Here is a 22,310-nt window from a genome sequence, read left to right as displayed (position 1 = left end):
ATAATTTATGAAAAATATAGTGGTGATTTACAAAAGTAAATATGGAGCAACAAAAAAATATGCTAAATGGCTTTCAGAATTATTGATTTGTGACAGTTTTGAGATTAAAGATATAAATCTAGAAAAAGTTATAAAATATGATACTATTATTTTAGGAGGAGGTCTTTATGCTTGTAATATAGCTGGAATTTCTTTTCTAAAAAAGCATTATAAAGAATTAAAAGGAAAAAATCTAATAGTTTTTGGTGTAGGAGCATCTCCATATAGTGATGAAGTACTAAAAAAATTAAGAGAAGTTAATTTTAAGGAAGAATTAGAAGGAGTTCCTTGTTTTTACTGTCGTGGAGAATGGGATGAAACAAAAATGTCATGGTTAGATAGTGTACTTTGTGGTTTTTTAAAAAAAGCTATAGCTAAACAAGAGCGTAAAGGACTTAAACCAGCAGAAGCACCATTATTGTCAGGAGAAAATTTTGAATGGTGTGATAAAGAATACTTAAAGCCAATACTTGAATATGTAAATAACATAAAAAGTATAAATTTATAAGTATCCTTAAATTTGATATGTTACAAAAATACATTAGAGTATATTTGCAAAACAATTTTATGAATAGTAACCTATAATTTGACCATTTCATATAGTGTTATAATTTACAAATCATTTAAACTTAAAATACGATTACTAGCCTACTTATTTAATGAAAGGGGCTTTTTTTATTGATAAAGTTATGTTATATTTATGTGAATTTCTTAAAATATAAATTGGTAAAATAAAAGTATATAGAAATTTTATCAATAATATAAAATAAAAAAATTCTTCAAGGGGGGATTTTAAATAATGGATGTAAATGAGTTAGTTATGATGCAAAGACAATATTATAATGAAGGTAAAACAAGAGATATATCATTTCGTATAGAAAAATTAAAAATATTGAAGTCAGTTGTATTAGAAAATGAAGAAAAAATACTTTTAGCACTAAAGAAAGATTTAAATAAGTCAGATTTTGAAGGTTTTATGACAGAGGTGGGTATGTTTTATAGTGAATTAGATTTTGCTATAAAAAACATAAAAAAATGGAGTAAGACAAAAAGAGTTAAATCAAGTATGGTTAACTTTCCATCTGTATCTAAGATTATTCCACAACCTTATGGTGTTACACTCATAATGTCACCTTGGAATTATCCCTTCCAATTGGCACTTATACCATTAGTATGGTCAGTAGCAGCAGGCAATTGTGTTATATTGAAGACTTCTGAATACTCTGTGTCAACATCTCATATAGTTAAAGATATAATTGAAAATACTTTTTCAAAAGAATATGTTGCAGTTGTTCAAGGGAGTCAAGAAGAAAGTGAAAAGTTATTATCAGAAAGGTTTGATTATATATTTTTTACAGGAAGTACTAATGTTGGTAAAATAGTAATGAAATCGGCATCAGAGTATTTGACTCCTACAACCTTAGAGCTTGGAGGAAAAAGTCCATGTATTATTTTAAAAGATGCAGATATAGACCTTACTGCAAAAAGGCTTACATGGGGAAAACTAATAAATGCAGGGCAAACTTGTGTAGCACCAGATTACGTATTAGTACATGATGATAGAAAAGATGAGTTAATAGAAAAAATAAAATATTATATTATTAAGTATTTTGGAGATAATCCATGTAACAATGAACAATTTCCTAAAATTATAAATAAAAAACATTTTAATCGTATAGTATCTCTTATTGATATAGATAAAGTAGTATATGGTGGGGATTATAATAATGAAACATTAAAAATAGAACCAACTATAGTAGATAATGTTAATTGGGATGACAATATAATGAAGGAAGAAATATTTGGACCTATATTTCCTATTTTAACTTATAAAAATTTAGATGAAGTTGTGCAAAAAATTATACAAAGACCAAATCCATTGGCACTTTATATTTTTACAAAAAGTAAGGATATAGAAAATAAAATTTTAGAAACGGTTCCAGCAGGTGGGTGTTGTATTAATGATACAATTACACATATAGCTACAAATTACTTGCCATTTGGTGGGGTCGGAGAGAGTGGTATGGGTTCATATCATGGAAAAGCTGGGTTTGATACATTTACTCACTATAAGAGTGTATTAAAGAAATTAAAATTAGATATTCCTATGAGATATGCACCATATGATGATAAATTAATTAAGATTCTAAAAAAAATAATGTAGATTATATTGTAGAAAAATGAATATAAATAAAATTGAGAACTTGTATTCTAATTATACTTTATAAAATTTTAAATTTTAATTTAGTATATTTGTTATAAAAGTAGTGATTTTGTGATAAAATTTAGTTATATAGAAATAAGGAGGAAAAAATGAAAATTAATTGGAATACAAAGTACACAACAATAGCAATTTATACATTTATAATAGCTGCTTGTAGTATCATATTTTATCTAGTATCATCACAAATCGATGTATTTTCTAATAATTTAGATGCTATATTTACTACTTTACAGCCTTTTATAATAGGGTTTGCTATTGCATATCTTCTTAATTTTATTTTGAAATTTTATGAAGATAGAGTTTTTATAAAAAGTGAGAAATTAAAAAACCTAAAACAAAAATCAAAAAGAGGATTGGGTCTTTTATTAACATATGCAACAGCCGCATTGATACTTTACTTATTTATGTATTTCGTATTACCTCAAGTAATTGAGAGTATTGTTGGACTAGCAAATGATATACCTATGTATGTAAATAATGCAACTAAGCTTATTGATAAATTAATGACTGATTTAAATCTTGATGAACAATATTTTAATTTGGCAGTAGATAAATGGAATGAATTTGTTGCCTATATTATAAAATTTGCAACTGATTTAATACCAATATTAGGAAATATGTTAAAGAATGTAGCTTCTAGTATATGGAATATAGTGCTAGGATTAATTGTTTCAGTGTATTTACTAATTGATAAAGAGAAATTCTATGGGCTAAGTAAAAAAATAACTTATGCAGTATTTACAGAAACACAAGCTGCTAGAATTTTAGAATTGACTCATAGAAGTAATTATACATTTGGAAGATTTTTAGGTGGTAAGATATTAGATTCATTTATTATAGGTATTCTAACATTTGTAATACTTACAGTAGTTAAAATGCCATATACATTATTAATATCAGTTATAATTGGTATTACAAATATCATACCTTTCTTTGGACCTTTATTTGGAGCAATACCATCAACACTAATAGTATTGTTTGTATCTCCTATAAAAGCTTTATGGTTATTGTTAATTATATTAATAATACAACAAATAGATGGAAATATTATAGGACCTAAAATACTTGGAGATTCAATTGGGATATCTGCATTTTGGATTTTATTCTCATTGTTGGTTGCAGGAAAACTATTAGGTTTTGTTGGAATGGTTATAGGAGTTCCAATGTTTGCTGTAATTTATTCTATAATTAAAGATGTTGTTGAAGGTAAATTGGATAAAAAGGGATTACCAACAGATACTTCTGATTATATGTAGCTAAAGTAGATATTATCTGTAATTAAAAATATATAAATTAAGAAATATTTAAAGCACTGAGAAAATTAAACTCTTAGTGCTTTTTAGATATAAAATCATTGTAGAAGAGGTGTTTTTTGTGGCATTTATAGAATGTAAATTTAAATCTAAATATACGGGAGGAGAAACTGATGTAATTGTAGTTCTACCTGTAGCAAATGGAAAAGAACTTTTTAGTGGTAAAGAGATATATGATTTTGAAGGTAAATTTAAAACCTTATACTTATTTCATGGTCTAGAAGATGACCAAAGTTCATGGATTAGATATACTAATGTAGAACATTATGCCAAAAATAAAAATATAGCTCTTGTAATACCAAGAGTAGAAACTAGTTTTTATACAGATATGGTGTATGGTCATAAATATTTTACTTTTGTAAGTGAGGAATTACCTAAGTTTGTTAGAGCTATATTTCCTTTATCAGATAAAAGAGAAGATAATTTTGTAGCTGGAATGTCTATGGGTGGATATGGTGCTTTAAAATTAGCACTTTTAAAACCAAAAGAATTTTCAGCAGTTGCAAGTTTTTCTGGTTCACCTGACATGATTCATGAGTTAGAAAATCAACAAATAGAAACTAATGCAGATATTCTATTTCATGATTTTGGAAGACCAGAAGATGCTAGAAATAGTGATAACGATTTACTTTACATACTTAAAAATCTTAAAGAAAGAAATGAAGATATTCCTAAAATTTATCAATTCTGTGGTGATAGAGATTTTTTATATGAAAATAATCAGACATTCAAGAAATATGCAGAGTCTTTAAATATAGATGTTACATATGAAGAGTGTGTTGGAGGTCATGAGTGGCGTCTTTGGAATTTATGGATAAAGAAATTTATAGATATGATTGTGTAGGATATTTATGATGTTAACAAAAAGTATTATAAAATATATTTGAATATAATAAAGACTGAAATGCTAAAATCTAATTACGATTTTAAAATTTCAGTCTCTAATAGTTAAATAAAATTTTATTAAGTTCTTATGCGAGTTATTATTGGTGTGAAGTTATCAACTATATCTATATAGTATTTACTCAATTCTTCTAAAATATCTTCACACAAATCAGTGCTATGGCCAAGATTAATAAGAAATTGTTTTGTAAAATATCTTATTACAGCTTGAGAAGATATATCGTACTTGTTTGAAATATAAACCCTAATTATCTCAGGTTTCATTGCAAGTATACCAATACAAGAAAGTATTAACTCATCGTGTTCTATAGATTCCTTATCATTAACATATCTTTTCATTACCATTTCAGTTACATTTCGTTGATAGCTTAAAATAGCTTCTTCATAAGCTATATCTAAATAAAAATTCCTATACGCTTCATTTTTTAGAAGAAAACAAAGGTCAGCATTCATAGCAAGAAAGAACATCATCATAGTACCTTCTTCATGATAGTTATAGATTAAAGACTGCATTTCGTCTCTTATATCTTCATATATTATAGCACCTATTTCGCTTTTACTTGAGAAGTAATAACTTATTAGACCTAAATTTATATTAGCTCTTTCTGCAATTTGCCTAGTTGTCGTTTTATGATAACCTTGTTCAAAAAATAATTCTCTAGCAGCACTTACAATACTAGCTTTTGTTTCTTTTCCTTTTTCTGATTTTGACATATTTACTGTATATACCTCTCTTTTCAATCTTTTTTTGAAAATTTGCTAACTATAAATATCGTAATAGAACCACCTATTATAGGAATTAAAATTCTGTCAAAGACAGTAAGAATGCCAACCATATTTAAGAATGCCAATATCATACTTACTATAACAGCATAGATAGCACCTTTTTTTGTAGCACCTTTCCAGGAAAGGCCAATTACAAATGGTGCAAATATTACGCCTGTACATAATGGTGCTGGCCAAAATAATAATTCTAATAAACTATCAAACTTAAGTGCTATAATTGCACCTGCTACAGCTGTTAAAGCTGAGGCGATTTGAGAATATTTCAGGGTATTTTTTAAATCATTAAATTCTATATCAGGATGTAATAATTTGTTATAAATATCCCTTGATATGATAGCACTCATTGAGGTCATTAATGAATCTGCAGTAGACATTATGGCAGCTAATATAGCAGCTAAGAATAATACAGAAATTAAAGGTGGTAAAGTTGTTGATATCATTTGAGGTAAAACCTGGACAGATGATATGTTTGGAAATAAACTACCACCAATAGCTCCAATTATTCCTATAGGAAAAGCAAGAAATAATAGTATAAATCCTGCAATTATACTACTTTTAACTGCATTTTTAGCATTATCAGCACATTGATATCTTAAAAAGCTTTCATAAGAAAATATTGAGCCTAAAACTAATGGTAAAACTGTATACATAAAATCACTAATCGATTTATTTCCTGGAAAGAATGGTTCTTTTACCATTGATTGTAACATAAGTAAAGGGTTGTCGCCAACTAATTTTAAGCTTATATAAGCCACTATTGGTAAAAATACTACACAAATAGTAAGTTGAATAAACGCTGATACTGCAACTCCCCACATTCCTGATGTATAAGTATATATAATGATTACTATGACTCCTATAATTACTGCTACATCATAAGGAATACCAAATGCAGTAGATACAGAACCAAAAGATATTAATTGACTGCCCATAATGGCTAATATTGATATTGGTGTTACAAGACTTTGATAAGCTCTTAAAAATACACTATGACCATATCTAGTTTCAATATAATCTGCAGGTGTTATATCACAAGATAAACTCCTTAATTTACCTGCAAAAAATGCGTTTATAAAACAAGCCAAAGCCGCACCTATAGTAGAGTACATACCAACCCATAACCCTCTTTCAGCTCCCCACTGAACTCCACCTACTAAGCATCCTCCTCCAAAAGATGTAGCAGCGATAGTTGCGGCAAGTATGGGTAAAGGAAGATTTCTACCTGCAATTAGGAAATCAGATGCAGTTTTAACTTTTTTAGAAAAATAAAAACCAATCCATATGTACACTGCACATGTAGCAATTAAAAGTAACATAGTTTCTTCTCCTTTATAAAATATTTTTAATAAAATTTATAAAATATATTTTAAATATATTTTATATAAAAGTAGCACAATATTTATTTTTATTAGTGTTGGATTAGTGTAGCTATAATAACTTATAGTACTATGTAGAATTACATAAAAAGAAAAAATTGAAAATTCTGAAATTAATATTTATGATGATGTTCATCTGATAGATTCTTTTTGTAATTGTAACATGCTTTTATTTTAAAATCAATAGTACATGTATAAAAATAAAAGAAATTTAAAGAAGAAAAAAACATTTTAAATATCTAGGTGTAGTATAAAAATATCTTGAATAAATTATTCTTGAATAAATTTATTGAAATTCAAAATTATTAAAAATTTGATAAAATAATTTGAAATATATGTTGTGATGACATTTTAAAGCAGTAAAACAATAAAAAACAAATCTAAATTAAGTTAAAATAGCTTTTTGGTTAATTTCAAAGGCAAAAAATAAAAGCAAAAAAATGTTTGACAATTATGAATTTTGAGAATATAATTAAATTAAAATTATACACATATAAAAAATTATGCTGAATTAAAAAAAGAAAAAGTTAAATTCAGAATATAAAAAATTATACGTGAATAATAAAAAAGTAATTAAATTTTATAAAGGAGGGGTAGATGTGAGTAGTCAAGAAAGCAAACCAAAAGGAAACCTTATATCAAATTTTAGAGATGATATGAGAGACCCTAAGAAAAGAGCAATATACACATATTCAAGCTCTATAAACCTAGCATACAATTTTATAGGTTATTTTGTATCAACAGTAACAAATATCTTTTTAACTGATGTAGCAAAACTTGGTGTAATTATGGCAGGTGGTATGCAAATTGTACAATCTTTCATAAAAATTGCTGTAGCTCCTATAACAGGTACAGTATTTGACAAACAACCATTCAAAAAAGGAAAATATTATCCATGGCTTAGATACACACCTGCAGCATTAGCATTGACATATGGGATATTTTTCATAGTTCCATTGATGAAAATAAGTCCAGCATTACTTTTACCTTTAATGACCGCTTTATTATTAATAGCATCTTGTGCTCAACAAGTAGTTTTTACAATAATTTATGCTATTTACCCTGTAGTCGCTAAAACACCTAAAGACAGAGTCATAGGTTCGACTACTACAAACATATTCAAAGAAGTTGGTAAATTTTTAGTAGGTTTTTCATATCCGTTATTATTAGTTTTATTTGCAGATGTATTAGGTGGGGAAGGAATGGGTTATCTAGGTACCTATTTATTCTTTGCAGCAGGATGTCTTTTAGTATTTTGGTTTTCTTCAACAGAGATAATAAAATCTGGTGCAGAAGACGAGGTTCTTCAAAAAGAAGAAAAACCAAAAATCAAAGCAAGTGAAATGGCAAAAGCTCTATTTACTAATGTTCCACTTATGATGGCATTTTGTCTAGAATTTCTTATATGTATAAGATCTATAGGTCTAGGACCTTTGGCTCCATATTATTTTAAATATGTAATAGAAGACGAACGTGGATTAGCAGTATTTTTATCAATAATGCCTTTAGTAAGTGTAGCATTCATGTTCTTCGCACCAATATTTATAAAAATATGTAGAGAGCAAAAACTAGCTTCAATAATTTCTTTTTCTATATGTGCAATATGTCACTTATTAGTTGCATGGACTCCTTGGGGAAAAACTACTTTAGGTGTAACTATGTTACTGGCAATTGGTGGTGGTTTTGCAAATGTAGTATCAATAATAAACCTTAACTTCTTTGCTGGTTCTTGTGACTATGGATACTGGAAATCAGGAAAAGATTTACCTGGTCTGAGTATGTCATTATATCCAGTTGCAATACAAGTAGGTGTATTACTTGCAACTACTATAAGAACAGTTTTAATGAATTCAATGGGATATCAAGCTGATATGGTAGTTACAGAAGCAGTTAAAAGTGGGTTTATAAATATGATTTCTTATTCTATGGCAATACCTTTAATAATAGCGGTTGTTATAGCAATCTTATATCCAGTAAGTGATAAGAAATTAAATCAAATAAGAGAAGAATTAAATCAAAGAAATGCCTAGTTAAAAAAGATTTAAATAGATGATTAATCTCAAGATATTCAAGTAAGTAGACGCAATAGCGTTTATATAAATGAAAATACATATACAAAGGGGGCTTTTAAAAATGATAGAAAAATTATTGAGAAATACAGTAAAAGAATTACATCAATACGTTCCAGGGGAACCAATAGAAAAAGTTAAAGAAAAATATGGTGTAAAAGAAATAATAAAACTAGCTTCAAATGAAAATCCTCTAGGTCCATCACCAAAAGCAATGGAAGCTATGGTTGAAATGTTAAAACAAGGTCAACTTTATCCAGAACCAGAAGCTAATGAACTTAGAAGAAAATTAGCTGAAAAGTTAGATTTAAAACCAGAAAACTTTATTGTTGCTAATGGTGCAGATAACGTTATCACATTAATAGGTGAAGCTTTTATAAATAGAGGGGATGAGGTTATATACTGTGACCCAACATTCCCATCATACAGAACTGCAACTGTAAAAAATGAAGGAATACCAGTAGAAGTACCTTTAACAAAAGATTATAAGTATGATTTACAAGGTATATTAGATAAGATTACAGATAAAACAAAATTAATATGTGTATGTAATCCTAATAATCCAACAGGAACAATTGTGGATGATAAAGAGTTGGAAGCATTTTTAAAGAAAGTTCCTGAAAACATTATAACTATATTAGATGAAGCATATATAGAATTTTTAACAGTACCTAATTATGTAGATGGACTTAAGTATGTAAGAGAAAATTACAATGTTATAGTAACAAGAACTTTCTCTAAAATATATGGTCTTGCAGGTCTTAGAGTAGGATATGGTATTGCTAAAGATGAGATAATAAGAACTTTATTTACAGTAAAAGAGCCTTTCTCTGCAAATCGTGTTGCCATAAGTGGAGCAACAGCAGCACTTGATGATGATGAATTTATAAAAGAAACATATGACTTGAATAGAGCAGGAATGGCTTATTTTAAAGAGGAGTTTACAAAAATGGGATTTGATGTTGTGGATTCACAATCAAACTTCCTTTATGTAGACATGAAAACTGATGTACCAAAGCTATTTGAAGATTTGAAAAAAAGAGGATTTGTAATAAGACCAAGTGCTACACATGCACGTGTAAGTATTGGAACTATGGAAGAAAACCAAAAATTTGTAGCAGTTTTAAAGGAAGTATTAAATCTTAAAGAAGAACCAAGCATTGGATAATAGATAGAAATATTACGAAATGGGGTGTAGATATGAGCTTAAAAATAAACGCAGAGAGATGTAAAAGTTGTGAATACTGCGTTATATCTTGTAAAAAAGGAGCATTAAAAATATCAAATAACATAAATAAAGAAGGTTATGCTCATGTAGAAGTCGATGAAGGTAAATGCATACTTTGTGGAATTTGCTATCAAGTGTGTCCAGATAATGTTTTTGAAATAATTAAAGAAGAAGCATGTCAAGAGGCTTAGAAGGAGTTGGGATAATATGAAGAAGATGTGGAAGGGGAATCACGCCATTGCAGAAGCAGCTCTAAGAGGTGGTTGTGAGTTTTATGCAGGATATCCAATTACACCACAAACAGAGGTAATGGAATTTTTATCACATAGAATGTCTGAACTTGGAAGAACTTTTATACAATCTGAAAATGAAATGGCTGCTATATATATGGTGTATGGAGCATATGCAAGTGGAATGAGGTCTATGACAAGCTCTTCAGGACCAGGAATATCTTTAAAACAAGAAGGAATTTCATATTTGTGTGCAAATCACTATCCTTGTGTAATCGTAAATGTACAAAGATGGGGACCTGGACTTGGTTCACTGGACTCAGCACAGACAGATTACTTAAGAGATACTAGAGGGGGAGGAAATGGAGACTATCATTTAATCGTTTATGCACCAAACAGTATCCAAGAAACTGTGGATTTGATGTATAATTCATTTGATGTAGCAGAGAAATACAGAGTACCTGTTGAAATTTTGACAGAAGCGGCTTTAGGTCAAATGATGGAACCAGTAGAATTTCCAGAGTTTAAGAAGAGAGAAGAAGATTTAGGTTGGACTTATGATGGAAGCAATAGAGACCATGCAAAAGTCGCAGACAACCAAAAACCAGCTTTTTGTATGGAAAAGCGTATGAGAATAACTGCAAATGAACAGCAATGGGAAGATTATCAAGTCGAAGACGCAGAATATGTGTTTGTAGCGTTCGGGATACCATCAAGAACAACTATGAATGCTGTTAGAAGACTTAGAGAACAAGGTGAAAAAGTTGGAATAATAAGACCAATAACAGTGTGGCCTTTCCCATATAAGGCATTTAAAAAGGTAAATAAGGATGTAAAAGGATTTATATCCGTAGAGTCAACAGATACAGGTCAGTTAGTAGAAGACGTTGCTTTAGCTTCAAAGAAAGTATGTAAAGAAAATGTACCTGTTTATGGATTATTCAGTGGAAATCATATACCAAAAACACTACAAGTAATGGACACTTACAGCAAAATAAAATCTGGCGAAATTAAGGAGGTGTTCTAATATGGCTACAGAAAAATTAACACCTAGCGTTGTTTCAATACCAAACAAATTTTGCCCAGGTTGTGGTCATGGAATAGTAAACCGTATAATAGCAGAAGTAATAGAAGAACATGGATATGAAAAAAATCATGTATTAACTTTAGGAGTTGGTTGTGTTTGTAATATGAATTTTAGCTGGAACGGTGATAAGATGCAAACTGCACATGGTAGAGCTTCATCAACAGCTATAGGAATTAAAGTAGCACTTCCAGAAACATTAGTAATGACTTATCAAGGTGATGGAGATGCTTACGTTATAGGTCTTTCTGAAACTTTAAATACTGCATATAGAAATCATAATGTGACTGTATTTGTAATAAATAACAATAACTTTGCGATGACTGGTGGGCAAATGTCATGGACTACTATGCCAGGTCAAGTTACAACGACAAGTGTAAATGGAAGAGATATAAATACTACTGGGAGTCCATTAAAAGTTCCTGAAATGATGGCAGATTTCTTTGATGTGGCATATGTAGCAAGAGGTTCAGTTCATAGTCCAAAGGAAATAATTAATCTAAAAAAATATATAAAAAACGCAATAGAAGCTCAATTGAATGGAGAAGGGTATTCATTAGTTGAAATATTAGCACCTTGCCCAACTAACTGGGGGGTATCATTAGAGAAATCTATCAAGTGGATGGAAGAAGAAATAGTGCCATATTATACTCTTGGCGAATTTAAGCAAAGGGATGGTGAATAATTATGGAAAAAGAGTTAGTATTTGCAGGATTTGGTGGTCAAGGGGTTTTAACTCTTGGTTTAATTGTAGCTGAGTCAGCACTTGAATTAGGAAAACAAGTAACTTGGATGCCTGCATATGGTCCAACTATGAGAGGTGGAAAAGCATATAGTGTAGTAAAGTTTTCTGATGAGAGTATAGGTGGACCTGATATGGAAGAAATAGATGTTTTAGTAGCAATGAATAAGCCATCTTTGGATTATATAAACTTAGTAAAGGAAGGTGGAACAGTAGTTATTAATACATCTGTAATAGATGATGATATAACATTAAGAGAAGATATAAATGTAGTTAAAATAAATTGTCAAGAATTAGCTCAAAAAGTAAACAATCCCAAGGCAGCAAATGTAGTAGTACTTGGAGCATTAATTGCAAAAACTGGATTATTTGAAAAAGAATTAGCTTTAAAAACTATGTGTGATTTCTTTGAAGAGAAAGGAAAAGGCAAATTCAATATTCAAAATGAAGCAGCATTCATGGAAGGCTATAATAACGCCATTTAATAAATTACCCTTATCTTAAATGATTTATCTCAAGATTTAATAATCTTTAGTGCCAAGAGAAGTTTCATCTTGAGATAAAATTCATTTAAAATCACAACTATGAAAATATAGGAGAGTGAATTTATGAGCTTGGAAAAACTTATTAGACCAAAGAGCATTGCTATAGTAGGAGTTACTGATAAGCTTGGTTTTGGTAGAAGTGCAGCACTCAGTATAGTAAAAAGTAAAGATACACATAGAGTATATTATGTGAATCCAAAAAGAGATGAATTGTTTGGAAGAAAATGCTATGAAACGATACAAGAAGTTCCAGAAGTAGTAGATTGTGTAGTAGTATGTACTCCTAGAAATATAGTGCCATCTGTATTAAAAGATTCTGGAGTATTGGGAATAAAAGCAGCTGTAGTATATGCTAGTGGATTTGCAGAAGAAGGAACAGAAGAAGGAATAGATTTAGAAAATCAACTTATAGAAATATCAAATACATATGATATGAAAATATTGGGTCCAAATTGTATGGGATTATTAAATTGTATAGATAAAGTTAATTTATGGGCAGGTGGCTCTAAATGGGATTTAGATACCAAAAAACCTGGTATAGGAATTGTAGGTCAAAGTGGATTTATAACTGCGGAGATTGTTTCAAGTGATTATTTTAATATATCTTATGGTTTTTCAACAGGAAATGGAAATATAGTTACACTAGAAGATGCTATTGATTTCCTTGTAGATGATAATTACGCATCAGTAATAGCCATCTACCTTGAAGGTTTAAAAAATCCTCAAAAATTTATAGATGCTCTAAAAAGAGCTGCACAAAAAAGGAAGCCAGTAATAATATTGAAATCAGGAAGGTCAGAAAAAGGAGCTATTTCTGCTGCTTCTCATACAGGAAACTTAGCTGGTTCGAGTAAAGCTTTTGAAAGTATTTTTGAGAAATATGGAGTGATTTCTGTGGAGAATTTGGAACAATTTATGTGTTTAGCACAGGCTTTTAGTGTTCTAGATGGTAACTTGCCTACAAATTCTAATTTTGCAGCAATAAACTTCTCAGGGGGAGAAAATACTATTTGTGCAGATTTAGCAGAAGAAAATGGTGTAGACCTTGCAGAAATATCTTCTGAAACTAAAGAAGAAATGAAAAATTATCTTCCAGGATTTGCTACACCTAAAAATCCACTAGATGCTACAACTGCATTATTCCATGAAAAGGATATGATAGTGGGTCTATTGCATACATTTGAAAAAGATGATAGTGTTGGATTTACTATGGTAGGAGCAAATATAAGAGATGAAGAAAATGAAATGCATGAGACACTTTGTCAAGCTGTAAGTGAAGCTAGAGAGCAAGGCTTAAGGAAGCCTGTGTTTGCAGTTCCTACACTTGAAGGAAATAGATGTCTGAATTATAGAACTAGATTAGAGGATAATCAAGTACCTATAATGTCATCAGTTGGGACTACATTTACTTGTTTTAACAAAATGGCTAAATTTGTAGATTATGATTATTCAAAAAGAACTCTGGAGTTTGAGGCTGTTAAGAAAAGAGAATCGAATAATGTAGTAGCTTTATCAGAGTTAGATAGTAAGATTGAGATGAAGAAATATGGAGTACCAGTACCAGGTCAAGGTAATGCAAAAAGTATTGATGAATTAGATGAAATTTTGAAACACATTAACTATCCTGTTGTTTTAAAAATAAACTCTTCCGAAATATTGCATAAATCTGATGTTGGAGGAGTTAAAATAGGAATTAAAAATAGAGATGAGGCAATAAATGCATATAATGAGATTTTAGCTAATGTAAAAAAAGAAAAACCAAATGCTAAAATTGATGGTATATTAGTTCAAGAAATGGTAGAAAGTGGTATAGAAATTATTATTGGTATAACTAATGATGACCAATTTGGTCCAATGTTGTTAGTAGGCTTAGGAGGAGTATTTGTAGAAGTATTTAAAGATACTACTTTATATCCATTGCCTATAAATCATGATGAAGCTATTATGATGCTTAGAAAATTGAAATCATTTAAGCTTTTAAATGGTTATAGAGGAAGCGAGCCTTGTGATGTTGAAGCCCTTGCAGATATGATGGTCAAGTTAGGAAAATATGCTTATGAAAATAAAGATGAGGTTAAGGAAATAGACTTAAATCCAGTGTTTGTATATCCTAAAGGAAAAGGTGTATGTGCAGTAGATGCTTTAATAGTTAAATATAAATAGTTAATAAGTTTTTGTATTCAACCATAATCAAAGTACTGGCTGGAAATCACATTTATAAATTAAATAGTGTGATTTTCAGTCACCCCAAATTTTAAATTTAAGTATCTTAAAGTGAAAATAAATTCTTAAAAATTATAAAATAGAACTGTATAAACAATAAAATACTATATATAAAACGAATAATAAAAGGTGTTTTAATGTAAACAATCAATATTGATTTTCATTAAAACACCTACTTTATTATATCAAAAAGTTTTAAATACTATATTGTCACAGGTGGATTTGTTGGGGCTGCATATGTACGATTAGCAAATTCCTGGTCAACAAAGAATAGACCACCCTCTCCTGCAAGTTTAACACGCTTTATGTTGTCTTCACAATTTGTTTCTTCCTCTGCCTGTTCAGATATAAACCAAAGTAAGAACTGAGAAGTTCTAAAGTCTGCCTCAGAGTTTGCTACAGCTGCTAAATTGTTTATTAAAGATGTAACCTTTTTTTCGTGAGCTAATGTGCGCTCAAGAATATCCATTGCAGAAGTAAAGTCTGAATCTGGCATTGGGATAGCATCAAGCTGAACTTTTCCTCCTACATTATGTAAATATTTGTAGAAAAACATAGCATGGTCTGTCTCTTCTTTATATTGAACATAAAACCAATTAGAAAATCCTTTAAGTCCTTCTGCTTCAAGGTAAGAAGACATAGAAAGATAAAGATATGCAGAATATAATTCATGGTTAATCTGCTCATTAAGTAATTTTTCCATTTTAGCTGAAATCATTTTCATACCTCCAAATTTTAAACGCTCTTATAAAATATAATAATATTAAATGGAAAAATATTCAATAAAAGTGTTGAAATATTTTACATATTTAATAAAAATTTATACTACCATTGAAAAATTTGTAACTGACGATAGCTATAGAGCCAATTAATGGTGCATTTGCTCCAAAATTTGAATGTTTTACATTTATTTTTTTATACTTAGAAAAACTTGCCGAAGCAGTTAATTTTTTTAATAATGTATTTTCTATGAATGTACCAGGTATATTAAAGTCGTAGCCTATTATTATAGAGCTACAGTCAATTAATGTAAGTGTATTTACCATTGCATATGATACATATGTACAAAATTCATCAAGTAAAAACATAGCAAGAGTATCTTTATTATTTGCCTCATCTATCAACTTTACTAAAGAAAAATCTTTACAGTTAATTAATGGAGAGTTGGGATAAATATGGCTCAATGATTCAATTCTTTTAATTAAATTACTAACACTTGTATAATAATCTAAGCATCCATTATTACCACAACTGCATAATGGTCCACTAAAATTAATAGATGTATGACCTATTTCTCCACTCTGACCCAGATTACCAGTATGAAGCCTATTTTCTAGTACTAGACCAGCCCCAATACCATTCATTATATGCAAGTATATGTAATTTGATATATCTTTACCCAAACCATACATTTTTTCAGCTAAAGCACCTGAATTAGCATCGTTTATTAAAAATATTGGCAAATCAGACATTTCTTCTATAAAATTCACGATATTTAGATTTGATACATTTCCAAAGTCTGGAGGGTTTAATATAATACCATTTATATTATCTACTGGACCTATTGAAGAAATACCAATTCCAATTATATCTCTCTTATTATTCTTCATTATTTTAGTAAACATTCTTTTTATTATATCTTTTAAGACCTCGTTTGATAAATACTTAGGATAAGTTTCAGAAAGTTGTTTTACAATATTACCTTTCAAGTCTGCAATAATTACTTTACATATATTTCTTCTTATCAGAATTCCACAAATACAAGGCGATATATTAGAAATATCTAATAAAATAGGTTTACGACCTGATGAATGTGCATTTAAAGTTGATGACTCTATTTCTCTAATCATATTTTCATTAATAAGTTCTGTAACTAGATTTGATAAAGTCATTTTGGTAAGTCCTGTAGACTTTGCTAAATCAACCCTAGACATAGGGGTATTTGTAGAAAGTAGTTTCAATATTATTAACTTATTTTTAATTTTTACATCTTTTATGTTAGAACCTTGTTTGTTGCTCATCGTAAATCTCCTTAAATAAAGTTAAGTGTTTTATTTATTTTCAAGTATAAAGTTACTTTATTATAAAGTAACTTTATACTTAAAAATACCATTAATTAGAATATATCACATTATATATAATAAGACACATAAAAATATACTAGAAGGTGTATTTTTAACAATACTGATAAAGGATTTACTTAATAATAAATAGATTATGTAAAAATACAATCTATATTGTTGTATACAATAAATTTTCATTTTGTAAAAAAATATGATAAGTATGAGATATAAATGTCGATTTTTATTACAAATTGTTACCAAATATACGTATATATGAACTGAAATATTAGAAATTGTAACTAAAATGTAAATTTTTCCTCTAATCCATCTAATATTATGGAAACTTTTTGTAATTTATGTTATAATAACAACTATATAATTATTAAATTACAATAAATGACTATAGCGTAGATGTATTACTATGCTATAGTCATTTTTGAATTAAACTTGATATGTCAAGGGGGAAGAATATGAGAACAATTAAGAGAGTTTTAGCATTAGGACTAACATTAGCTATATTTTTAATAAATGTACCTAATGTAAATGCATTAACATCAGATACGATTAAAGGTAACAATATATATGAGACAGCTGGATTAATAGCAGACAAAAAGAGTTATGATACAGCAATTATGGTAAATATGGATAGTTCGATAGCAGATGGTCTTTCAGCAAGTGGTCTTGCTGGTGCTGTTGATGCTCCAATTTTGCTTGCACAAAAAAATAACATACCAACTGAAACAAAACAAAGATTAAAAAATGTTAAAAAAATATACATAATAGGTAAAGAATTATCAATAAGCAAGTCAGTAGAAACTGAACTGAAAAATACTGGAGCACAAGTAACTAGACTAGGTGGAGATGATAGAATAAAAACTAGTTACAGTGTTGCTAAAGAGGTAAGTAGCATTAAAAAAGTTGATGAAGTGATATTAACTAATGCATATAAAGGAGAAGCTGATACTATAAGTGCAGCGCCTGTGTCAGTAAGAGATGTAGCGCCTATAGTACTTACAGATGGAAAGAGTGTTCCTTTTTCAACGAGTGATGTAAAATCATATGCAGTAGGTGGAAGTATCTCTATGAGTACTAGCTTAGTTAATAAGACAAACTCTAAAAGACTTGGTGGGTCAGATAGATATGACACAAATAAGAAAGTTATAAAAGAATTTTATCCAGATGCATCAGAATTTTATTTAAGTGATGGATATGATTTAGTAAATGCACTTACAGGTTCTACAATTGCTAAGGAAAATCCAATTGTATTGGTGTCAGAAAGTAGTGATAAATCTATATTAGCAGGAGCAGATAAAATTACTAGATTAGGTGCAATAAGTGATAGTGTATATAATAAATGTGTTTCTGCTGCACAGAATAATGGTGACTCATCTACAAAGGGTGATTCTCCTATGAAAGATGAGACAAGCATATTAGGTGAACCAACAGCTAGTTTGGAGGCTTGTTTAAAATGGGCTAAATCTAAAAAAGCTAATGATTTATTTATAGAATTAATACCAATATTATATGATACTGCTGTTCAAGAAGGTGTAAATCCTGTATTAGCAGTAGCTCAATCTGCAAAAGAAACTGGTTTTTGCAATTTCGGTGGAGTACTAGATGCATCATTCAAAAATCCTTGTGGGCTTAAGACTTCTTCAGGAGGTTCTGATACTGATAAAAATGCCCATTCAAGATTTGACACATGGGAAGAAGGAATATTAGCTCAAGTTCAACATTTATGCCTATATGCAGGACAAGAAGGTTACCCACTTTCAAATCCAGTAGACCCTAGACATGAAAAATCTCTATTTGGGAAAGCTAAAACAGTTGAAAGTCTTTCTAACAATTGGGCTGGAGGTCAATATGGACAAGATTTAGTTAGAATGATGGGAGAAATTGAGGCTACAAAGTAATTAAAGCATTAATTTAAGATATGCTTATTAAAGCTTATCAAATAGCTGACAAATAAGGAATGATTATTGTGAAAAAGAGTAATATTTTTAGTATCATATTTCCTACAATTATAATGATATTAATGTTTTTAACCTTTGCTACAGATATATTTAATATCCCAAATGTTCAAGCTAAAGGAATTTTCGTAATAGGAATGGTCTTGATTTTTCCAGTTGCCTTTTTAATACAGGGGATGATTTGTGTATTAAATGAAACTAATTGGATTTTATCACTAGTAGTGTCTTTAGTAACATATATAATATTAATGTATATATTTTTAAATGATTCAGCATATGTATATGTTTTACTTTATGCAGCTTTCTATATGATTGGGCATATAACTGCTAAACTCTATTACAAAATTAAGACTTTTAAAAGTTAAATAAAAAAGTATATGAAAGAGAAGTGTCTTTAATGATTTTGTAAAATCAAAGATAGACGCTTCTTTTTTATGTAAAAGTATGTAAATAAAATTTAACTCTTATAATATTCTTTTAACACTTGTATACAATGAACTCGTAGTATAATAGAGATAGATAAAATAAAGGGAGGGATAATATGAATTTAATAGATAATCATATTCATACTAATTTTTCAGGTGATGGAAAGGATTCAATGGAAGATACAATAAGAAAAGCTATAAGTATTGGTGTTAGATATTTGACTTTTACAGACCATTTAGAACATGATGAAGATAGAGGTTTTTGCATAAATTATAACGACTATGTTCCAGTGTTCAATAAGTTCAAAGAAAAATATAAAAAGGACATAGAGTTATTATTAGGAGTTGAAGTTGGTTATAGAAAACATCTAAAAAGTGAAATAGAAGAAATAATAAACTCTAATCCTTTTGATTTTATATTGTGTTCAACTCATACAATTGATAATATACCTGTTCCATCAAAGGAGTATTTTAAAGGACTTAGCAAAGAAGATGCATATTATAAATATTTTAATAGTATACTTGAAACTAATCGTGAATTTAGAGACTATAATATATATGGGCATTTAGACTATATATCTAGATATGGAATATATTCAGATAATAGGGTTATATACAATGATTTTAAAGATGTTATTGATGAAGTTTTGAAGTCAATAATCAATAATGGAAGCGGTATAGAGCTAAATACTTCTGGTTATAGATATGGATTAAATGCTATACATCCCAATGAAGATATATTAAAAAGATATAAAGAGCTTGGAGGATTTATAGTTACTGTAGGTTCTGATTCTCACAGAGTGGAAGACATATGTAGAGATTTTGATGTGGCTTATGATATGCTTAAGTATCTTGATTTTAAATATGTATCTTTATTTAAAGAAAGAGAAACTTATTTTATAAATATAGAAAAAGTTAAATCCAATAATATAGCTTAGAGTATGTTTTGAAATAATTAACAGATAGTAAAAAAGTTAATAGTATAATATTGTATCCTCTAGAAAAATACTAGAGGTTTTTATTTTGCAAAAATAACTAGATAAAATTAAATTTAATAAGATAATTTATTTTAACTTGACTAGTATATTGTTAATATATTTTACTATTATATATTTTTATTGTGATATAATAGTAAAATATATTAACCTATCTTTAAATTATGTAAATTATTATAAAGGAGGGAGAAATTTAAATTGTCTAATAAAAATAAAGAGAATATAAATTTAAGCAATCAAATCAAAAAAACTACTCAAAAAAGTTTAACAAAAGAAGCCATATTACATATACCAATGAGTAACTATGCCTATGGTTATGATAGAGAAACATTACATATAAGACTTAGGACTAAAAAAAATGAAGCAAAAAAAGTGATTTTGAGAATAGGAGACCAATATGTATGGGATAAAGGTGGTGCAGGAGGCGGAAATTTAAATGCATCTGGAATTGGTTGGTCTGGTGGGTCAAATATAATAATGGATAAAGAAGTAGAAACTGAATTATTTGATTATTGGATAGCTAAGTGCAAACCATTAAATAAACGCTCAAGATATGGGTTTATAATAGAAGGTAAAGAGGAAAAAATTCTATATACAGAAAAAAGGATAATAGAGTTAGGAAATGAAAATGATGAGAAAGAATTGTGCGAAATAAGTAATTTTTTTGGATACCCATATTTAAATTATGTAGATATACCTAAGGTGCCAAGTTGGGTGAAAGAAACTATTTGGTATCAGATATTTCCAGATAGGTTTGCAAATGGCGACCCGTCTATAAATCCAGAAAGAGTGGATGAATGGGGAGCTATTCCAACAAGAGATAATTTTACAGGTGGAGATTTGCAAGGTGTGATAGAACACTTAGATTATTTGAGTGATTTAGGGATAAATGGAATTTATTTTTGTCCTATTACAGTTGGAAATACAAATCATAGATACGATACAATAGATTATATGAAGATAGACCCTACATTAGGAGATAAAGAGACTTTAAAGAAGCTAATAAAAGAAGCCCATAAAAGAAATATAAAAATAATGTTGGATGCTGTTTTTAATCATATAGGATATTATTCTAAACAGTGGCAAGATGTAATTAAAAATAAGGAAAATTCTAGATACAAAGAGTGGTTCTATATAAAGGATATGAGCAAAGTAGATACTCCAATAGAACAAATAGATGAAAAGAATATACCTTATGAAACTTTTGGATGTGAAAAGTATATGCCTAAACTCAACACAGAAAATTCAGAAGTAATAGAATATTTATTGACTGTAGGAAAGTATTGGATACAGGAATTCGATATAGATGCATGGAGATTGGATGTCTCAAATGAAGTAGACCACGTTTTTTGGAGAAAGTTTAGAGAAGAGATTAAAAAGATAAAACCAGAGATATATATACTGGGAGAAATTTGGCATGGTAGTTTACCATGGTTGATGGGCGACCAATTTGACTCAGTTATGAACTATTTGATGTCAGAAGCTATGAAAAAATTCTTTTGTACAGATGAGATAAATGCTGAAGAGTTTAAATATATGATAAATGATATAATGGTAAGCTATCCAATGCAAGTTAGTGAAGTTGCTTTTAATTTACTTGGAAGTCATGATACTACAAGGATACTGAATTATGCTAGTGGAAATGTTGATAGAGTTAAACTTGCATATTTATTTATGTTTATACAATCAGGCAGTCCTTGTATATACTATGGTGACGAAATTGGAATGGAAGGAGAACTAAGTTCAATATCTGAAGGACAAAGAAAATGTATGGAATGGAATGAAGAAAGATGGAATAAGGATATATTTAATTTTATGAAGAAGATTATTAGACTTCGTAAAGAAAATGAAGAACTTAGGTCTATATCAAATGAATGGATATTAGCAGATGATAAAAAAGGAACAATTATATTAAAAAAAGAGTCTATTTATATAATAATAAATAATTCATCTAAAGATATAACTTTAAAATTACCAGATTATTTGGCAAATAGAAAAGTGAAAGATTTGTATGAAGAAAAAATAGTAGATTTAAAAGAAAAAATGATATTAGAAAAATATAAGTTTATCATTTTAAAATAATACAAAATTATTT

General features: G+C 28.9%; 19 protein-coding genes. 15 read left to right on the top strand and 4 right to left on the bottom strand.

Annotated features, from left to right (window positions below; translation table 11 throughout):
- Window positions 1–7: 7 nt before the first annotated feature.
- From ACTG47_RS11650 to ACTG47_RS11635, 4 genes are all read left to right on the top strand, one after another.
- Window positions 8–547 carry a flavodoxin domain-containing protein gene (locus tag ACTG47_RS11650; RefSeq protein ID WP_479924670.1) on the top strand — a complete coding sequence of 180 codons (540 nt, stop codon included), beginning with the start codon at window positions 8–10 and terminating at the stop codon, window positions 545–547.
- 291 nt (window positions 548–838) lie between these two features.
- Entirely contained in the window at window positions 839–2,203 is a 1,365-nt protein-coding gene (locus ACTG47_RS11645; protein ID WP_479924669.1) for an aldehyde dehydrogenase, read from the top strand.
- Window positions 2,204–2,352: 149 nt separating this feature from the next.
- Window positions 2,353–3,519 carry an AI-2E family transporter gene (locus tag ACTG47_RS11640; protein WP_479924668.1) on the top strand — a complete coding sequence of 389 codons (1,167 nt, stop codon included), beginning with the start codon at window positions 2,353–2,355 and terminating at the stop codon, window positions 3,517–3,519.
- A 118-nt stretch (window positions 3,520–3,637) separates the two neighbouring features.
- The gene (locus ACTG47_RS11635) at window positions 3,638–4,420 is read left to right on the top strand and encodes an alpha/beta hydrolase (protein WP_479924667.1); all 783 of its coding nucleotides are present in this window, start codon (window positions 3,638–3,640) and stop codon (window positions 4,418–4,420) included.
- Between the two features lie 119 nt (window positions 4,421–4,539).
- Here ACTG47_RS11635 and ACTG47_RS11630 read toward each other — a convergent pair whose 3' ends face one another.
- A complete protein-coding gene (locus tag ACTG47_RS11630; protein ID WP_479924666.1) occupies window positions 4,540–5,193 on the bottom strand; it encodes a TetR/AcrR family transcriptional regulator in 654 nt (217 codons plus the stop codon).
- A 23-nt stretch (window positions 5,194–5,216) separates the two neighbouring features.
- Entirely contained in the window at window positions 5,217–6,581 is a 1,365-nt protein-coding gene (locus ACTG47_RS11625; protein ID WP_479924665.1) for a sodium:solute symporter family protein, read from the bottom strand.
- 659 nt (window positions 6,582–7,240) lie between these two features.
- On the opposite strand from ACTG47_RS11625, the gene ACTG47_RS11620 reads away from it, so the two are divergent.
- The 7 genes from ACTG47_RS11620 (at window position 7,241) to ACTG47_RS11590 (ending at window position 14,702) form a co-directional block, all read left to right on the top strand.
- Window positions 7,241–8,671 (top strand): MFS transporter, encoded by a 1,431-nt coding sequence (locus ACTG47_RS11620; RefSeq protein ID WP_054276962.1) that lies wholly within the window; start codon window positions 7,241–7,243, stop codon window positions 8,669–8,671.
- 103 nt (window positions 8,672–8,774) lie between these two features.
- A complete protein-coding gene (hisC, locus tag ACTG47_RS11615; RefSeq protein WP_479924664.1) occupies window positions 8,775–9,878 on the top strand; it encodes a histidinol-phosphate transaminase in 1,104 nt (367 codons plus the stop codon).
- Between the two features lie 32 nt (window positions 9,879–9,910).
- On the top strand, window positions 9,911–10,129 hold the full coding sequence (locus ACTG47_RS11610) for a 4Fe-4S binding protein (RefSeq protein WP_479924663.1): 219 nt from the start codon (window positions 9,911–9,913) through the stop codon (window positions 10,127–10,129).
- A gap of 16 nt (window positions 10,130–10,145) precedes the next feature.
- A complete protein-coding gene (gene vorB, locus ACTG47_RS11605) occupies window positions 10,146–11,195 on the top strand; it encodes a 3-methyl-2-oxobutanoate dehydrogenase subunit VorB (protein WP_479924662.1) in 1,050 nt (349 codons plus the stop codon).
- A gap of 1 nt (window position 11,196) precedes the next feature.
- The gene (locus ACTG47_RS11600) at window positions 11,197–11,937 is read left to right on the top strand and encodes a thiamine pyrophosphate-dependent enzyme (RefSeq protein WP_054270667.1); all 741 of its coding nucleotides are present in this window, start codon (window positions 11,197–11,199) and stop codon (window positions 11,935–11,937) included.
- A 2-nt stretch (window positions 11,938–11,939) separates the two neighbouring features.
- Window positions 11,940–12,479, top strand: a complete 540-nt coding sequence (locus ACTG47_RS11595) for a 2-oxoacid:acceptor oxidoreductase family protein (RefSeq protein WP_169465874.1) — start codon at window positions 11,940–11,942, stop codon at window positions 12,477–12,479.
- A gap of 123 nt (window positions 12,480–12,602) precedes the next feature.
- Window positions 12,603–14,702 (top strand): acetate--CoA ligase family protein, encoded by a 2,100-nt coding sequence (locus tag ACTG47_RS11590; RefSeq protein WP_479924661.1) that lies wholly within the window; start codon window positions 12,603–12,605, stop codon window positions 14,700–14,702.
- A gap of 262 nt (window positions 14,703–14,964) precedes the next feature.
- On the opposite strand, the gene ACTG47_RS11585 is transcribed toward ACTG47_RS11590, so the two are convergent.
- Window positions 14,965–15,480 (bottom strand): ferritin, encoded by a 516-nt coding sequence (locus ACTG47_RS11585; RefSeq protein WP_021385062.1) that lies wholly within the window; start codon window positions 15,478–15,480, stop codon window positions 14,965–14,967.
- A 91-nt stretch (window positions 15,481–15,571) separates the two neighbouring features.
- A complete protein-coding gene (locus ACTG47_RS11580) occupies window positions 15,572–16,783 on the bottom strand; it encodes an ROK family protein (RefSeq protein WP_479924660.1) in 1,212 nt (403 codons plus the stop codon).
- Between the two features lie 512 nt (window positions 16,784–17,295).
- Here ACTG47_RS11580 and ACTG47_RS11575 point away from each other — a divergent pair.
- The 4 genes from ACTG47_RS11575 to ACTG47_RS11560 all read left to right on the top strand — a co-directional run bounded on the left by ACTG47_RS11575 (window position 17,296) and on the right by ACTG47_RS11560 (window position 22,297).
- Entirely contained in the window at window positions 17,296–18,738 is a 1,443-nt protein-coding gene (locus ACTG47_RS11575; protein ID WP_479924659.1) for a cell wall-binding repeat-containing protein, read from the top strand.
- A gap of 68 nt (window positions 18,739–18,806) precedes the next feature.
- Complete coding sequence (locus ACTG47_RS11570; RefSeq protein WP_479924658.1) at window positions 18,807–19,160, top strand: hypothetical protein; 354 nt, start codon at window positions 18,807–18,809, stop codon at window positions 19,158–19,160.
- Between the two features lie 176 nt (window positions 19,161–19,336).
- On the top strand, window positions 19,337–20,158 hold the full coding sequence (locus tag ACTG47_RS11565) for a histidinol-phosphatase HisJ family protein (protein WP_479924657.1): 822 nt from the start codon (window positions 19,337–19,339) through the stop codon (window positions 20,156–20,158).
- Window positions 20,159–20,413: 255 nt separating this feature from the next.
- The gene (locus ACTG47_RS11560) at window positions 20,414–22,297 is read left to right on the top strand and encodes a glycoside hydrolase family 13 protein (protein ID WP_479924656.1); all 1,884 of its coding nucleotides are present in this window, start codon (window positions 20,414–20,416) and stop codon (window positions 22,295–22,297) included.
- Window positions 22,298–22,310 lie beyond the last annotated feature (13 nt).

This window comes from Clostridioides sp. LIBA-6622, from assembly GCF_056716095.1.
The sequence above is the reverse complement of the archived record's forward strand: the minus strand, read 5'-3'. Positions and strand labels throughout refer to the sequence as shown.

Coding starts and splice junctions, on each gene's coding strand:
- ACTG47_RS11565 (WP_479924657.1), top strand. CDS start 19,337: ATGAATTTAATAGATAATCATATTCATACTAATTTTTCAGGTGATGGA.
- vorB (WP_479924662.1), top strand. CDS start 10,146: ATGAAGAAGATGTGGAAGGGGAATCACGCCATTGCAGAAGCAGCTCTA.
- ACTG47_RS11575 (WP_479924659.1), top strand. CDS start 17,296: ATGAGAACAATTAAGAGAGTTTTAGCATTAGGACTAACATTAGCTATA.
- ACTG47_RS11580 (WP_479924660.1), bottom strand. CDS start 16,783: ATGAGCAACAAACAAGGTTCTAACATAAAAGATGTAAAAATTAAAAAT.
- ACTG47_RS11585 (WP_021385062.1), bottom strand. CDS start 15,480: ATGATTTCAGCTAAAATGGAAAAATTACTTAATGAGCAGATTAACCAT.
- ACTG47_RS11645 (WP_479924669.1), top strand. CDS start 839: ATGGATGTAAATGAGTTAGTTATGATGCAAAGACAATATTATAATGAA.
- ACTG47_RS11610 (WP_479924663.1), top strand. CDS start 9,911: ATGAGCTTAAAAATAAACGCAGAGAGATGTAAAAGTTGTGAATACTGC.
- ACTG47_RS11625 (WP_479924665.1), bottom strand. CDS start 6,581: ATGTTACTTTTAATTGCTACATGTGCAGTGTACATATGGATTGGTTTT.
- ACTG47_RS11640 (WP_479924668.1), top strand. CDS start 2,353: ATGAAAATTAATTGGAATACAAAGTACACAACAATAGCAATTTATACA.
- ACTG47_RS11590 (WP_479924661.1), top strand. CDS start 12,603: ATGAGCTTGGAAAAACTTATTAGACCAAAGAGCATTGCTATAGTAGGA.
- ACTG47_RS11595 (WP_169465874.1), top strand. CDS start 11,940: ATGGAAAAAGAGTTAGTATTTGCAGGATTTGGTGGTCAAGGGGTTTTA.
- ACTG47_RS11650 (WP_479924670.1), top strand. CDS start 8: ATGAAAAATATAGTGGTGATTTACAAAAGTAAATATGGAGCAACAAAA.
- hisC (WP_479924664.1), top strand. CDS start 8,775: ATGATAGAAAAATTATTGAGAAATACAGTAAAAGAATTACATCAATAC.
- ACTG47_RS11630 (WP_479924666.1), bottom strand. CDS start 5,193: ATGTCAAAATCAGAAAAAGGAAAAGAAACAAAAGCTAGTATTGTAAGT.
- ACTG47_RS11600 (WP_054270667.1), top strand. CDS start 11,197: ATGGCTACAGAAAAATTAACACCTAGCGTTGTTTCAATACCAAACAAA.